The organism is Salmonella sp. SA15303 (assembly GCF_029962125.1).
In the GTDB taxonomy this organism is placed as follows: domain Bacteria; phylum Pseudomonadota; class Gammaproteobacteria; order Enterobacterales; family Enterobacteriaceae; genus Salmonella; species Salmonella enterica.
This window is the reverse complement of the sequence record NZ_CP123924.1, coordinates 1,120,103-1,135,980: the sequence shown is the minus strand read 5'-3', so window position 1 is coordinate 1,135,980 and position 15,878 is coordinate 1,120,103. Positions and strand designations below refer to the sequence as shown.

Sequence of the window (15,878 nt, the reverse complement as noted above, 5' to 3'; positions counted from 1 at the left end):
CTAAGAAGGGTCCAAAAATCGAGGGTCCCAAATGGCAAAAATCGCTAAGAAGCTCACTGACACTGAAATCAAAAGCACTAAGCCAGCCGATAAAGAAATCAACTTGTTTGACGGTGATGGTCTGATTCTACGAATCGCTCCTTTGGCGAAGGGAGGGAAGAAAAATTGGTATTTCAGATATGCAGTGCCTGTGACCAAAAAGCGAACTAAGGTGAGCTTAGGAACCTATCCTCATCTTACACTTGCCAAGGCACGAGCTTTACGTGATGAATACTTGTCGTTGCTTGCAAATGGTATAGACCCACTAGTTCATAACACCCAGAAAGCCAATGCCCTAAAAGATGCAACGGAACATACATTTCAAGCAGTAGCCAAGAAGTGGCTTGATGAGAAAGTCAAAACGTCAGGCATCTCCCGGGACCATGCTAACGACATCTGGCGAAGTCTTGAACGAAATATTTTCCCCGGTCTGGGTAATGTGCCAATCAATGAGATCCGTCCCAAGCTCTTAAAACAGCATCTTGATCCAATTGAACAACGAGGAGTACTGGAAACTTTGCGACGGCTCATTTCCAGGTTGAATGAAATCTTCCGTTGGGCGGCTACAGAAGAGCTGACCCGCAGATAATCTGGGCCAACGTTTCAGTAAGCCTAAAAAGCAGAATATGCCAGCCCTACCCCCCTCTGAACTCCCTCGTTTTCTGGCAGCACTGAACAATGCATCTGTCCGTTTAGAAACAAGACTACTGATTGAATGGCAATATAAACAGACCCGTTTTAGTTCCAGGCATTTTTTGAGATCCCGGTCAAATGATTGTGTTGCCGATATTCCTCCGGCGTCATATTGTTCAGTGATTCATGAGGGCGTTCACAGTTATATTCTGACACCCATCTTTCCGTGATTTCCCGCACTTCATTCAGCGTTCTGAACAGATAAAAATCGAGTATTTCTGTACAGTATGTTCGGTTAAAGCGCTCAATAAAAGCGTTCTGCGTCGGCTTACCCGGCTAAATAAATTCCAGTTTTACTGCATGTTGCTCTGCCCATTCAGCCAGTGCAAGTGAGATAAATTCCGGACCATTATCCATGCGTAGCATGACCGGATAGCCGCGATTTGCCGCGATCCTGTCGAGTACACGGACCACGCGCAAGGCTGGCAGATTCAGATCGATTTCAATCGACAATGCCTCACGGTTAAAGTCATCAACGACATTGAACGTGCGAAAACGACGGCCACAGACCAGGGCATCATGCATAAAATCGACAGACCAGCTCTGGTTCAGCGCTTCCGGCGTGGCCAGTGGCGAGGGGTTACGCACCGGCAGCCGTTGTTTGCCCTTACGGCGAAAATCCAGCTTCAGCAGACAATAAATACGGTGGATCCTTTTGTGATTCCACATGTATCCCTGCCGCCGCAGAACCTGAAAAAGCTTCGGAAAACCGTATCGTGGATACCGTTCAGCTGCCGCCTGCAATGCGGTAATAACGGGTTCGTCACGTGTGTTATCCGGACGGTAATGATAAACCGTTCTGCTCAGGTTCAGGCTCCGGCAGGCCTGACGGATACTGAGTCCGAATGCCGTTATCAGATGAGTGACCAGCTCACGCTTAAAGGCTGGTTTTAAAGCTTTTTTTCGATAACGTCTTTCAGCGCCCGGTTCTCAAGGCTCAGGTCGGCAAACATCTGTTTGAGGCGTCGGTTCTCGTCCTCAAGATCTTTTATCTTTTTAATATCAGAAGGTTCCACGCCGCCGTATCTGGACTTCCAGTTATAGTAGGTGGCTTCAGATATACCGGCCTCCCGGCAGGCATCTTTAACGGTTCGTCCGGCTTCAACCGATTTAATTACGGCAATGATCTGATGCTCGGTAAAACGGGCTTTACGCATAGCGATCTCCTTTGTTGGCAGATTGATTATGCCGGAGGATCTCTAAATGTGAATGGCACGATTATGCGGGATACTTACAATGGGGCGTGGAAAAGACTCTTAGGTAATTGTTGTCTGTTGTAGGACATAGCGGCAGGTTAAGCAGTGAAATTAGGAATAGTTAGCTTGGAGTTAGATGCAGACGTTCTTCAGATACTATTTCAGATTCAGTTCGTGCATGTCTGCAGTAACTTCTGCAATATTACCAGCAGACAGTGAGCAAATGTGTGTCTAGGCATAGAATCCGCATCTCCCCACGCCTGCGGGACAGTATCCAGAGCGGACTAAGTTACTTAGATATCTGGCTGGCAACGGAAACGGTGAGAACAATATAAAAATGCATTTATCAAATTTAAATAAAATGATTGCTTATTTTCCCATTACTAATGAGCGCCCAACAGGGCGCTTGTGAATCAGGTCAGATATGGCCGATCTTTACTGACATCAAACAAGTCCAAGAAAAATGTATCGCCTATCCGAATATTAGAACCAATCTTTACATTAGTAGAGTTGTTGCAGAAGAAATCAAAGTGATATCTTGGATGCACTTTACCCCTAGCATTTTTAAGATCATCGTCAAATCTGAAGTATCCGTGATCAACTAAAAGCAATGAAGAAATTGCATCACAATAATTTATTGCCTGCTGAATATCTCTATCAAAGTTATCACATAATTCTACAGCAATGGCCTCGTAAGAAAAGGAGCCATTACCGCAAGTAGCAATTACATTTCTGCATCGGGAAATAAATTCAGCATTAACAGGAAGAGCATAAGCATCATAATTAAAGCAGATATTGCTTTCATACTCGATTACCTGAAAAGGTAAGTTCATAGTAAAAAAACCATCTGTTTTTTTTACCAATATACGCTTATGTGTACCTGTGCTTATTAATAAATCGAAATCCTTTGTTTCTTTATTCCAGGACTCATGACATGTGTTTAATATCTCTGCGGTAACAAGCAGATTTTCTAGGTTAGAAAATGCATCCCTTACAGCACAAAACTTGTCAAGATATTCTGCTGGCACGTTATTGAAAAAGTAAAGGCTCATAGTTTTTTGTTCCTTTCATATTCTATTTCAATCAAGCCTTTAATGTATTCCCCGTCAGCATCATCATCTTCCGCAATTATCCTTTCGACTCGATCAGTTATTTTTGCTATTAGTCGAGGTGTAGACTTCTTGTCTGCGCAATAACTTTTAACCATCTGAGAAATTGAAACCGACTCATCTAGAACAATAAAATCTTTTTGACTTTGTATTTCTTCATCTGAAGGAAGCCTTACATCCATGTAGTTGTTTTCATTGAGAAAGTTCAGACCTTCGAGAATTGTAGGGATTGCCGGATTTTCATTATCATTATTTAAAACTAAGTGACTTTCTAAAAATGACCTCGCCATCATAGTGTAGAGTGCATTTCGAAAATTAGCTCTCTTCACCAGTTTCATGGCAAAACAAATAACAAATGGAAATTCAAGACCTTTTGCATTATTTATATTAGAAATAAAAAGTTTACCATCTTGCTTTGATTTTGTTTCATGTGAGATATTTGAATCCCACCCAAGCTGTTGTTTTACTTTTGATTTTAGCGAATGAATGTACTCATAAATATAACCACCGGCGTCAAGAAAAATAACAGCAATATCTCCTTGCTCTAAAGATGGATTGCGTTCCTTAATATCGATTATAATATCAACTATTTTATCTGGCCCATTATCTGTTCCTTCTAACAAATGAACAGCAGTACTTTTATGATTTTTGGGAATATCTTCAAAACGCCTCAAAGGGTCTCTTGATAAATGGACTCTATCTCCTACTTTTTTATATTTATACCCACAAGAATCCCATTCAGGCTCTTTTAACCAACGCAGAACAGGTTCCTCGTAGAGTCCCATTCCTAAGGCATGAGAAAACATCAAATTCTTAGGATCTGTGCGGTAGCATTTTTTAAGAACGATATCTGCTCGATTCACGTTATCGCTAATCGGCATGAAAATATTTTGGAAAACGTCACCTGCTACATATAATTTTTTAGAAGTAACCATTTCACAGAGATCAATGAAGCTTTGTGGGAAGTCTTGACTTTCGTCGATAAATACGTAATCAAGTGCCTTTTTATCAGCTCTCCCACTATTATTTATATCTGCAATGGCTTTCTTACATAGGGCATCAAAATCGCCATTACCAAATCCCCCAAATGGAATTTCGTAATAATGGCATATATATCTGTACATTCCAGAAAAAGGTTCTTTAGTCAAACCCCAAGAGTTGAAGCAAAAAAGTTTTGTACCCCATTCTATCTGTTTTTCGACTCGCATAAAATCGAAAAACTCAGGGATTCTGGTTCTCATTGTGGAAGCGAGAATTTTATTAAAGCAAGTAAATGCAATTCTAGAATCAGGGTTTTTTGAATAAATCTCTTTTAATTTGTGTAAAAGTAATTCAGTTTTACCTGAACCAGCTAATCCTTGTATTACACTCTTTTTTCCAAAGCCACTCTGGAAGACAAACTTTGTTTGATCCGTATCAAATAAAATAATTTTGGATTTTATTGTATCTAATAAATTATTTGCTTCAAGGTTAATTCTTGATGTGTCGTTAATACTACCAACAATAAGTGAGATAATTAAATCAATCACCCTACTTTCTTTAGTTTCGACTTCCAGTTTTTTGAAATCGATATCATTACGAGAAAGCGATTCAAATAAAATTTGCCACGATTTTTTCCTGCCGATCTTATCTCGATACTTGAATTTCTCCGCTAAATAAGAAACATCTTCGAGAAAATCTTCCTGATACTCCTCAAAAAGATCATCGTCATCCCCAAAATCTATAAAAAAAGGTTTTATACCAGAAGAAAATACTGCAATCGCTCGGTCATAATCATACTTTACATCCTCATTAGATAGAGGTCTGCAAAGAATATATGTTTGTTTTTTATGCTGCTCAGCATAGCTGTTTATTATTACATCAACACCAGCACTTTGAGCCAGAGCTAATGCATCCTGAGAGTAAAAGCAGTAGTTGGACATTAAACTTCCTCTTTAGCGGGTTGTCTACTCATTTCAAATTCTTAGTTGTGTGCTGTGCGAGCTAATGACTGTCTTTGTTCTGAATCATACTCTTTACACAGAAAAAAAACACTTTGCAGCTTCGTTAAGGTGGCTCGCGTTCCGATAAACTTTAGCCTGCTCTGCAATGTCGTATCGTAAGTTATTCGTTGGGATGAGAGGGTAAACCTACCTGATCTTACCCAGCAATAGTGGACACGCGACTAAGTGAGTAAACTCTCAAGTAAGAGGTGACTCACATGACAAAACCAGCATTAACCACCAAAAAGCCACGCAAGCAGCACACGCCTGAATTTCGTCAGGAAGCCCTGAAACTGGCTAAGCGCATTGGTGTTGCCGCTGCAGCCCGTGAGCTCAGCCTGTATAAATCACAGCTCCACAACTGGCGAAGCAAACAGCAAAATCAGCTCTCTTCTTCTGAACGCGAGCAGGAGATGTCCGCTGAGATCGCCCGTCTGAAACGTCAACTGGCAGAACGGGATGAGGAACTGGCCATTCTCCAGAAGGCCGCGACATACTTCGCGAAGCGCCTGAAATGAAGTATGTCTTCATCGAAAAACATCAGGCTGAGTTCAATATCAAAGCCATGTGCCGTGTATTTCAGGTTGCCCGTAGCGGCTGGTACGTCTGGCATCAGCGTCGTCATCAGATAAACCGGCGTCAGCGGTTCCGCCTTGTCTGTGATAACGTCGTCCGGGAAGCATTCAGTGACGCAAAACAACGCTATGGTGCGCCACGCCTGACGGATGAGCTTCGTGCTCAGGGTTACCAGTTCAACGTGAAAACCGTGGCGGCCAGCCTGCGTCGGCAGGGGCTGCGGGCGAAAGCCTCGCGCCGGTTCCGTCCGGTCAGTTACCGCAAACATGGTCTGCCAGTCTCAGAGAATCTGCTGAAGCAGGACTTTTACGCCAGCGGCCCGAATCAGAAGTGGGTGGGTGACATCACGTATCTTCGCACTGGTGAAGGCTGGCTTTATCTGGCCGTGGTTATCGATCTGTGGCCGCGGTCAGTCATTGGCTGGTCGATGTCCTCGCGGATGACAGCACAGCTTGCCTGCAATGCGTTACAGATGGCGCTGTGGCAGCGTAAATGTCCGGAAAATGTCATCGTGCATACAGACAGAGGCGGTCAGTACTGTTCAACGGATTACCAGAGCTTACTGAAACGCCATAATCTGCGGGGAAGTATGAGCGCCAGAGGTTGTTGTTACGACAATGCCTGTGCGGAAAGCTTCTTCCATACGCTGAGGGTGGAATGTATCCACGGAGAGGACTTTGTCAGCCGGGAAATAATGCGGACAGCAGTGTTTAATTATAGTGAGTGTGATTACAATCGGTGGCGTCGTCACAGTGCCTGTGGCGGTCTCAGTCCGGAACAATTTGAAAACCAGAACCTCGCTTAGGGTTGTGCCCATATTACGCGGGTAGGATCAAGCTTCCTTCAGTCTTTTGGGGATCATACCGTGCACCTTATAGGGATTTCACGGTAATATTTAGTAATGCTCAAGTTCTTTTATTTTTAGATTTCATAAAGATAGAAACCATAACATTAAAGGGGGGTACTAACACGACCAATTAACTTATTATGCACCTTTTCCACTGCACCCGTTTTCCCCCATATAGCTTCAGCATTGCATCAGCAAAGCTGTCATCCAGCGCGTAGAATTAACCTTCAGGCAAATTGAGAACTTCAGCAAATCGACAAACCAGTTCGAAGTGAGTTGGGTTATCAACCCACAAATAGCATTAAATTAGACACTATGTAAAACTTGGAACCCCTACAGTATCACAGAAGGCGTTGGCGTACCCATTGAGCCAAATTTGAGCCTTCATAAAAGGCCTGGTAAATTTTGGGATTATTGGGATCGATAGCTACGGCCTCTTACATCGCTTCAACTCGTTCGGCAAGCATGAATGAAGAGTAATCATCACCAGACGACAATAGTGTAACTGCCCTCTTTCCTGGACTGTTCCGGTATCCCAGGAGAAAGTACTTTATCAGTGTTCATCTCTCTTATGATGCCCGTGAACCCAAATGCGTCGCGGAACCTACTTTTACCTTCTTCTGACAAGAGCAAGAGTCTGGCACGATGAATACCTTCCATGACCTCCGTTCATTAGGTCCCCTCCGGTAGCCCCCTAAGTTTTACTTTTCTCACGGAATTTTTTATTACCGTAGGCGTTATTCAGCGTAGTCCGAAGACGTGATCCTGCTCACCCAGTCAAACATAACTTGCATATGATTGCCATTGGATGTCCTCACACCAACCTGACACGCATTTACGCCTGTCGTTTTGCCAGTCAAAACCTGTCCATACTTCATATAGATTTTGATACCGACTCCCTGTTTATAGCACTTATTGCAAATCGAGAAATAATCTCTTCTTGATGGAGTATATTGCTGAAGATTAAATCCGTCAGCCGGCACCAGCGAAAGATTAAAAGCGTCATTACCTGATAATTCTTCAAGAATTGCCAGAGACTCTAGTTTAACTTCAATGCGCTTATTTCCTTTAGGTTTATCCGAAGCCAGAATCAAATTTTCCTTCGGATTAAACTTCGCAATGTAGCCTGTGATTATCCGGGCATTATTACTCACCAATCGAACAGGGATATCATTAAAACGTAGAAATTGAACTCGACGAGCAAGCATAGAATAATCCCGCGGCCATATTTCAGCTTCTCGCCCGTAGGAAATATCATTTACAGCCATACATTCCATAAATATATATTCATCTATGCTAAATGAAAAAGCCCCGAATTCACGGGGCTGAATAAAACGAAATAAATTAACGTAACAGAGACAGCACGTTCTGCGGGACCTGGTTAGCCTGCGCCAGAACGGAAGTACCGGCCTGCTGCAGAATCTGCGCGCGAGACATGTTGGAAACTTCGGTCGCGTAGTCGGAATCTTCGATACGGCTACGCGCTTCAGACAGATTGTTTACGGTATTGCCCAGGTTGGTGATAGCAGAGTTGAAACGGTTTTGTACCGCACCCAGATCAGAGCGCAGCGCATCCACCTGCGCCAGCGCGGCATCAATTTTCTGCAGCGGGTTTTCGGTGGTTTTAGCGGCTGCTTCCGCCAGCTCTGGTTGTGCTTTGAAATCATGACCAGCGGCTTTGCTGGCATTGTAGGTTTTACCGTCGATAGTAACGACTTCGGTTTTACCGTCTACGCCACCCAGTTGGTTAGCCGCTGTTTTGGTAGTGCCGTCAGCAGCAGTATAACTTGTGGTTTTAGCTTTAATTGCTCCTGTCGCTTCATCGTAATCTGCGGCGTAATACTTATCGCCAGCTTTAAGCGCATAACCGCCTTCAATTGTCTTACCATTTTTATCGGTATAAGACATTTTGACCAACTCAGCGCCATTAGCATCGGTAGCGTCAACGCCGCCAGCAATTAAGGCATTTTTAGCATCTGCTGAAACAACTGCCGGTGTATCTTTTAACTCCTGTACTTCTGTTTTAGTTGTCGCACCAGCAGGCATTGTGGTTTTAGTTGCGCCAGCCGCAAGGGTTACTGTACCGTCAGTAGCAACGTTAACTTCATAATCGCCATTTTTGGCGGCATCAGCACCAGTAAAGCCACCAATAGTAACAAAGTACTTGTTATTATCTGCGTCAAATTTAACCGCACCACCGGTTACAGAAGCCGTACCATTCGTACCACCCGTAGCCGCTTTAATAGCTGCATCATCAAGACCCGATACATCCAGTGTAGTACCATTATTGGCATAAGCTTTCGTTGTTACTGCTGTATCTTTCACATCATACGCTTTCTGCACGTTCAGTGAGTCCAGACCCAGGGTCTGAGAGTTGATCTGCTTCAGATCGATATCGATAGTTTCACCGTCGTTGGCGCCAACCTGGATGGTCAGGGTGTTGTCCTGCGCCAGGACTTTCACGCCGTTGAACTGAGTCTGGCCGGATACACGGTCGATTTCGTTCAGGCGCTGGGTGATTTCAGCCTGGATGGAGTCGAGGTCAGACTGGGAGTTGGTGCTGTTAGCAGACTGAACCGCCAGTTCACGCACACGCTGCAGGTTGTTGTTGATTTCGTTCAGCGCGCCTTCAGTGGTCTGCGCAATGGAGATACCGTCGTTAGCGTTACGGGAAGCCTGAGTCAGACCTTTGATGTTCGCGGTGAAACGGTTAGCAATCGCCTGACCTGCCGCATCGTCTTTCGCGCTGTTGATACGCAGACCAGAAGACAGACGCTCGATAGCGGTGCCCAGTGCGGACTGGGATTTGTTCAGGTTATTCTGGGTCAGCAGCGACAGACTGTTAGTGTTGATTACTTGTGCCATAAAATTTTCCTTTTGGAAGGTTTTTGATAACCAATGTTATGCCAGGCTTACCTGTGTCATCCAGGTTATCGACACTTGAGGCATAAACTTTACTATTTTTTCTGTCCGTAATTGCTTACATCTAACATTTTGATTAAAAAGCCTTTCCAGGTGAATACTGTGTCTGGTAGTGTTTTGAGCGATGTCGTCTATAGCTGGATGTAACATAGGCCTTATCGTGAGCGCGTTACACTATATATGTTAATACGTTGAATTTTTTCTCTTTTTAATTAGATGCTGTCTTTTTTGTATACCCTTTCGGTTTATTTATGCCACACGCCTGTATTACAAAAATGTTATATCCATCCTGTTGTAATTTTTATTTTAATTCATTCGTTTTTTTATGCGGCTTGCCGGAAAATATCTGTATAAGGTAGATACGCCAATACCAAAAATAATAGCTAGTTGCTGCCGAGGATGGCCTTTCTCTAATAGCCGACTAATCTGTTCCTGTTCATGTTTGTTGATCGCCCGAGGGCGCCCTCCCAGTCGTCCTTGCGCTCTGGCGGCAGCCAGTCCGGCAAGGGTTCGCTCGACAATTAATTCTCGCTCCATCTCGGCCAGTGCTGACATTACATGAAAAAAGAATCGCCCCATCGCGCTACTGGTATCAATACTATCGGTTAAAGAATGGAAGTGAGCTCCACGTTCATGTAATTCTGATATTAACGCCACCAGGTTTTTCACGCTGCGGCCCAGTCTGTCTAATTTCCAGACGACAAGAGTATCGCCTTTATTTACATACTTTAACGCTCGTTTCAGGCCGGGGCGGTTTGCAATCTTGCCACTGATACGGTCCTCAAAAATGCGGTCACAATTTGCACTAGTAAGCGCATTACGCTGTAAATCGATATTTTGGTCAATTGTTGACACCCGAATATACCCAATAGTAGCCATGATTTTCTCCTTTACATCAGATAAGGAAGAATTTTAGTCGCTTTTCTCATGGAGGATTGCTTTATCAAAAACCTTGGTTTTCAAGAACCAATAAATCGTGTGGCTGATGCGCTATAAAAATCGCAGAGCGGTGACGATATTCCGCATAAGGAGCTGTTCGTTCGCAACATTCGAACGGTGACGTTAAAGCCGGTTTCATTGGCTAATGAAGACGAAGGGGACAAAATTCCTACAGAGTTGATACCACAGAGATAGTCCAGGCTCGCAGGTGATACGGGATTTAACGCCGGAAAGTCTGCACAGAACACGATCTGCCGCCGGACACCATTAAATTGCCCCGCAACGTGTTATCAATACTACTCCCTACGTTTCCCGTTACCTTGCTGTCGGTACGTTTACCTCATTGTCTGAAAGGTTATTTGCGAAGTTATCATTAATAATCCACGGGCGTCTGGTATGCGAATCCAGTTCCCCAATCCTGGCGCTTTGCCTGTGCGACCATACACGCGTAAATAAGCCTGAAACCAAACTTCACCGCTTAACGCTCTCATCTTTCCCGATTTTTACGCAAAAAATCATCACATGATCAAGTGTCATATTAGTTATTGCATTTTACAAATGATATTGGTAATTATTATCATTCTCATTAACGACTTGTTCGATTTATGACGTGGAGAGAGAGGATTTCTCATGCGTATTCTGTTTGTCGGTCCACCACTGTATGGACTGCTATACCCTGTGCTGTCTCTGGCGCAAGCGTTTCGTGTTAATGGCCATGAAGTACTGATTGCAAGCGGTGGCAAATTTGCACAGAAAGCAGCCGAAGCTGGGTTGGTGGTATTTGACGCTGCGCCTGGTTTCGATTCGGAAGCGGGTTATCGCCGTCAGGAGGCATTACGAAAAGAAAATAACATTGGAACAAAAATGGGGAACTTCTCATTCTTCAGCGAAGAGATGACTGACCCGCTGGTCGCGTTCGCCGGGCAGTGGCGACCAGATCTCATCGTCTACCCTCCCCTTGGGGTCGTTGGACCACTGATTGCCGCTAAGTATGACATTCCGGTAGTGATGCAAACCGTCGGCTTCGGTCATACGCCCTGGCACATCAAAGGCGTGACGAAATCACTTTCTAACGCCTACCGCCGCCATGGGGTCAGCGCGCCACCAAGAGATCTGGCGTGGATAGACGTCACACCGCCCAGCATGAGCATACTGCAAAATGACGGAGAGCCGGTTATCTCCATGCAATACGTCCCGTATAACGGCGGCGCCGTCTGGGAAGAATGGTGGGAACGTACACCTGATCGCAAGCGTCTTCTGGTCAGCCTCGGCACCGTCAAACCGATGGTGGATGGCCTGGATCTGATTTCCTGGGTAATGGATTCTGCCGGCGAAGTAGATGCCGAAATCATCCTGCATCTTCCGGCAAACGCCCGCTCGGATTTACGTTCACTGCCGCCGAATGTCCGTCTGGTCGACTGGCTTCCGATGGGCGTTTTCCTTAACGGCGCCGACGGTTTTATCCACCATGGCGGCGCAGGCAACACCCTGACGGCGCTGCATGCCGGCATTCCGCAGATAGTCTTTGGCCAGGGTGCCGACAGACCCGTCAATGCCCGCGCCGTGGTCGAGCGCGGATGCGGCATTATTCCCGGTAAGAGCGGGCTTACGAGCAGCATGATTAATACCTTCCTCGGTAATCGCGCGCTTCGCGAGGCGTCGCAGGAGGTCGCGGCGGAAATGGCGGCCCAGCCTTGCCCGACCGAGGTGGCAAAAAAACTGATCGCCATGCTGCAACACGGCTAACCGCGGCAGCGCAATGACAATATGGCGGCTGAACCCAGCGTGTGTCGCCATATCTCATCTTTCACCGATAAGGAGGCTTAATGCCCGCGACTCATTCCCCCATGCCCGCTCGTGCCTGGATAGTTCGCCTTGCCCGCGTGTGTTGGGAACGTAAAACACTGAGCATCATTGTCATCGTAGCATCAGTATCGACCATTTTACTGGCTGCGCTGACGCCGCTAATAACGCGTCAGGCCGTCAATGACGCGATAGCAGGCGATACGACCCACCTGCCGTTACTTGCCTGCGGCCTGCTGTTAATTGCCCTTTTTGATTTTATCGGGAATTACGTGCGCCGCGGCTATGCCGGAGAACTCTCGCTGTGGGTTCAGCATACGTTACGTAGCCGTGCGTTCGACAGTATTCAAAAACTGGACGGCGCAGGCCAGGACGCCTTGCGTACCGGGCAGGTCATTTCGCGTACCAACAGCGATCTTCAACAGGTACACACCTTGCTACAAATGTGCCCGGTGCCGCTGGCGGTACTCACTTACTATGTGGCCGGTATCGCGGTGATGCTATGGATGTCGCCATCCATGACGCTTATCGTGATTTGCGTACTGGCCGCCCTTGCCATTACCGCCCTGCGCGCCCGTCGCCGTGTTTTCGCGCAAACGGGGCTTGCCTCAGACCGGCTGGCGCACATGACGGAACATATGCGCGAAGTATTGGAACAGATCTCAGTGGTGAAGTCCTGCGTGGCGGAGTTGCGCGAAACGCGTTGGCTCGATGGTCAGTCGCGGCAGATGGTGCGGGTACGCATCGGCGCCGCTATCTCGCAGGCGATGCCGGGCGCAACCATGCTGGCGCTACCGGTGATAGGGCAAATCGTCCTGCTGTGCTATGGCGGCTGGTCGGTAATGAATGGGCGCATCGATCTGGGAACCTTCGTTGCGTTCGCGAGTTTTCTCGCTATGCTGACCGGCCCTACCCGCGTACTGGCATCGTTTTTGGTTATCGCACAGCGCACACAGGCGTCGGTGGAGCGCGTCTTCGCGCTTATCGACACGCGTTCTCGCATGGAAGACGGTACTGAGTCGGTTGAAGGTCAGATTATCGGGCTGGACGTGGAGAAGATGAGTTTCCACTACGACAACGGTAACCGTATCCTCAATGAGATCTCGTTTTCCATTCACGCCGGTGAAACCGTGGCAGTGGTTGGCGCCTCCGGCTCCGGAAAATCAACATTGCTGATGTTGCTGGCGCGCTTTTACGATCCCACCTCCGGCGGGGTGTGGCTCAACACCACTGCGGGTCAACAGAATATTCGCGACCTGAAACTGACGGCGCTTCGTCGTCGCGTTGGCGTAGTTTTTGAAGACGCGTTTCTGTTTGCCGGTACGGTGGCGGAAAACATCGCCTATGGGCACCCGCAAGCGACTCAGGACGACATTCGACGCGCCGCCGATGCCGCAGGCGCCAGCGGGTTCATCAATGCGCTACCGCAGGGGTTCAACACCCGACTGGCCGAACGCGGAAGCAACCTCTCCGGCGGCCAACGCCAGCGTATTGCGCTAGCCCGGGCACTGATTACCGCGCCGGAACTGCTGATTCTCGATGACACCACCTCGGCGGTCGATGCCGGTACTGAAGCGGAAATTAACACGGCTCTTGGTCGTTATGCCGATAATGAGCATATGCTGCTGGTGATTGCACGCCGCCGTTCAACACTGCAGTTAGCCGATCGGATCGTCGTGCTGGATAAAGGCCGCGTCGTGGATATCGGTACCCAGGCGGAGCTGGATGCAAGGTGTCCGACGTTTCGCTCGCTGATGAGCGGCGAGGGGGATTTTCTCGCCCTTGCCCCGGCAGAACAACGTACGCTATGGCCAACAACGCAGGCGGTAAAATCCGACGACGCGCATGAGCGCCAGACACCCGCCGGAAAAGGTTTTGTCGACCGGATGACGCGCGTTCCAGAACGCGCCGTACAGATGGCGCTGGCAGGCCACGGGCGTCAAGTCTCATCGCTGCTGACGCCAGTAGCCTGGATGTTCGTCATCGCCGCCCTGCTTATCGCGCTTGATTCCGCCGCAGGCGTTGGCGTGCTGGTGCTTTTGCAGCGCGGTATTGACTCAGGCGTTGCCGCAGGGGATATGTCGACTATTGGCATATGCGCCCTGCTCGCGCTGTGCCTGGTGGCGATCGGTTGGTGCTGCTATGCGCTGCAAACGATCTTCGCCGCCCGCGCGGCAGAGTCGGTACAGCATACGGTACGCTTACGCAGCTTCAGCCACCTGCTACGCCTGAGTCTTCCCTGGCACGAGAAGCACATCGACTCGCGTCTTACTCGCATGACCGTCGACGTTGATTCACTCGCCCGATTTCTGCAAAACGGTCTTGCCAGCGCGGCCACCAGCATCGTGACGATGGTCGCTATCGCCGCGGCAATGTTCTGGCTTGACCCCATTCTTGCGTTAACGGCATTAAGCGCCGTGCCTGTAGTGATGCTGGCGACGTGGATTTACCGCCGTTTGAGCTCGCCTGCCTACGCCCAGGCACGGCTGGAAATTGGTAAGGTGAATAGTACGCTTCAGGAAAAGGTCTCCGGTATGCGGGTAGTTCAGTCACACGGCCAACAACAGCAGGAAGCCGCCAGGCTACGGGCGTTATCAGACAACTTCCGCGCCACCCGCGTGCGGGCGCAAAAATACCTTGCCGTTTATTTTCCGTTCCTGACCTTCTGCACCGAGGCTGCCTATGCCGCCGTGCTTTTAATCGGGGCGAGCCGGGTCGCCGGAGGCGAAATGACGCCCGGGATACTGGCGGCGTTCTTCCTGCTACTGGGACAATTTTATGGCCCGGTACAGCAGTTGTCAGGCATTGTTGATTCCTGGCAGCAGGCGACCGCCAGCGGCAAACATATCAATGCGCTATTGGCGACTGAGGAAACGGAGAATATTGAACCGTCCTCCATAACACCTGGCACTGGCGCGCTACGTCTGGAGGCATTGACATTCCTCTATCCCGAAAAAACGCAACCTGTGCTTGATAATCTCTCGCTCATTATTCCGCCAGGAACGGTAGTCGCGGTGGTCGGACGTAGCGGCGCTGGCAAATCGACGCTGATCAAGCTGCTGGCCGGGCTCTACTCTCCCGGTAGCGGACAAATCCGTGTCGGTGAGCGCTTAATTGATGCCGCGTCGCTTAGTGATTATCGTCGCCAGACGGGGCTGGTCACTCAGGATGTCGCATTATTTAGCGGCGATATTGCCGAAAATATCCGCTATCCGCGGCCAGACAGCAGCGACACGGAGGTGGAGAGCGCGGCGCGACGGGCGGGACTCTTTGAAACTGTGCAACATCTGCCGCTGGGGTTTCGTACTCCGGTCAATAACGGCGGCACGGATCTGTCCGCGGGCCAGCGTCAGTTGATTGCCCTCGCCCGCGCCCACCTGGCGCAGGCGCATATTCTGCTGCTCGACGAGGCGACAGCGCGTATCGACCGTAGCGCCGAGGAGCGCTTAATGACCTCGCTGACCAGGGTGACGCATACCGAGAAACGCATCGCGCTTATCGTCGCGCACCGGCTGACCACCGCTCGCCGCTGCGATGTGATTGTCGTAATCGATAAAGGATGTATCGCTGAATATGGCAGCCATGAGCAGTTGATAGCGGCTCATGGCCTGTATGCTCGTCTGTGGCGGAACAGCATCGGCCAGACACGCGATACGCAAGGAGAGGTCATAGGATAGTTTTTATCGCCACGATTTACGCAAAAGAAAGCCCGCAAGCGGCTGTTCATGTAACAGCCGCTTTAGCTATTGATACTGACCGAAATATAAACGAG

The 15,878-nt window shown here is 48.2% G+C and carries 9 protein-coding genes and 1 pseudogene; 4 read left to right on the top strand and 6 right to left on the bottom strand.

Going from position 1 to position 15,878, the window contains the following annotated elements; translation table 11 throughout:
* Window positions 1-31 precede the first annotated feature (31 nt).
* Window positions 32-628 (top strand): integrase arm-type DNA-binding domain-containing protein, encoded by a 597-nt coding sequence (locus QEN31_RS05480; RefSeq protein WP_001682341.1) that lies wholly within the window; start codon window positions 32-34, stop codon window positions 626-628.
* Between the two features lie 149 nt (window positions 629-777).
* Here QEN31_RS05480 and QEN31_RS05475 read toward each other — a convergent pair.
* The 3 genes and pseudogenes from QEN31_RS05475 to QEN31_RS05465 form a co-directional block, all read right to left on the bottom strand.
* Window positions 778-1,889: pseudogene (locus QEN31_RS05475) on the bottom strand (IS3 family transposase).
* Between the two features lie 452 nt (window positions 1,890-2,341).
* Window positions 2,342-2,980, bottom strand: coding sequence for a hypothetical protein (locus tag QEN31_RS05470; protein WP_000061088.1), 639 nt, complete (start codon window positions 2,978-2,980; stop codon window positions 2,342-2,344).
* Window positions 2,977-4,959 carry a DEAD/DEAH box helicase gene (locus QEN31_RS05465; RefSeq protein WP_000073810.1) on the bottom strand — a complete coding sequence of 661 codons (1,983 nt, stop codon included), beginning with the start codon at window positions 4,957-4,959 and terminating at the stop codon, window positions 2,977-2,979. Before QEN31_RS05465 ends, QEN31_RS05470 begins: the two co-directional genes overlap by 4 nt.
* A gap of 278 nt (window positions 4,960-5,237) precedes the next feature.
* On the opposite strand from QEN31_RS05465, the gene QEN31_RS05460 reads away from it, so the two are divergent.
* Window positions 5,238-6,400 (top strand): IS3 family transposase gene (locus tag QEN31_RS05460; RefSeq protein ID WP_085983317.1). Its coding sequence is split into 2 segments (ribosomal slippage): window positions 5,238-5,502 and window positions 5,502-6,400, totalling 1,164 coding nucleotides; the frame shifts between segments, so codons are not numbered across the junction.
* Window positions 6,401-7,179: 779 nt separating this feature from the next.
* Here the strand turns inward: QEN31_RS05460 and fljA are convergent.
* The 3 genes from fljA to hin form a co-directional block, all read right to left on the bottom strand.
* Window positions 7,180-7,719 carry a phase 1 flagellin gene repressor FljA gene (gene fljA, locus QEN31_RS05455; protein ID WP_000388997.1) on the bottom strand — a complete coding sequence of 180 codons (540 nt, stop codon included), beginning with the start codon at window positions 7,717-7,719 and terminating at the stop codon, window positions 7,180-7,182.
* A gap of 67 nt (window positions 7,720-7,786) precedes the next feature.
* Window positions 7,787-9,307 carry a FliC/FljB family flagellin gene (locus QEN31_RS05450; protein WP_000079794.1) on the bottom strand — a complete coding sequence of 507 codons (1,521 nt, stop codon included), beginning with the start codon at window positions 9,305-9,307 and terminating at the stop codon, window positions 7,787-7,789.
* Window positions 9,308-9,670: 363 nt separating this feature from the next.
* Window positions 9,671-10,243 (bottom strand): flagellar phase variation DNA invertase Hin, encoded by a 573-nt coding sequence (gene hin / locus QEN31_RS05445; protein ID WP_000190912.1) that lies wholly within the window; start codon window positions 10,241-10,243, stop codon window positions 9,671-9,673.
* A gap of 690 nt (window positions 10,244-10,933) precedes the next feature.
* Here hin and iroB point away from each other — a divergent pair.
* Entirely contained in the window at window positions 10,934-12,049 is a 1,116-nt protein-coding gene (gene iroB / locus QEN31_RS05440; protein ID WP_001221110.1) for a salmochelin biosynthesis C-glycosyltransferase IroB, read from the top strand.
* 80 nt (window positions 12,050-12,129) lie between these two features.
* Window positions 12,130-15,783, top strand: coding sequence for a salmochelin/enterobactin export ABC transporter IroC (gene iroC, locus QEN31_RS05435; RefSeq protein ID WP_001111809.1), 3,654 nt, complete (start codon window positions 12,130-12,132; stop codon window positions 15,781-15,783).
* Window positions 15,784-15,878 lie beyond the last annotated feature (95 nt).

Coding starts and splice junctions, on each gene's coding strand:
- QEN31_RS05480 (WP_001682341.1), top strand. CDS start 32: ATGGCAAAAATCGCTAAGAAGCTCACTGACACTGAAATCAAAAGCACT.
- QEN31_RS05470 (WP_000061088.1), bottom strand. CDS start 2,980: ATGAGCCTTTACTTTTTCAATAACGTGCCAGCAGAATATCTTGACAAG.
- QEN31_RS05465 (WP_000073810.1), bottom strand. CDS start 4,959: ATGTCCAACTACTGCTTTTACTCTCAGGATGCATTAGCTCTGGCTCAA.
- fljA (WP_000388997.1), bottom strand. CDS start 7,719: ATGGAATGTATGGCTGTAAATGATATTTCCTACGGGCGAGAAGCTGAA.
- QEN31_RS05450 (WP_000079794.1), bottom strand. CDS start 9,307: ATGGCACAAGTAATCAACACTAACAGTCTGTCGCTGCTGACCCAGAAT.
- hin (WP_000190912.1), bottom strand. CDS start 10,243: ATGGCTACTATTGGGTATATTCGGGTGTCAACAATTGACCAAAATATC.
- iroB (WP_001221110.1), top strand. CDS start 10,934: ATGCGTATTCTGTTTGTCGGTCCACCACTGTATGGACTGCTATACCCT.
- iroC (WP_001111809.1), top strand. CDS start 12,130: ATGCCCGCGACTCATTCCCCCATGCCCGCTCGTGCCTGGATAGTTCGC.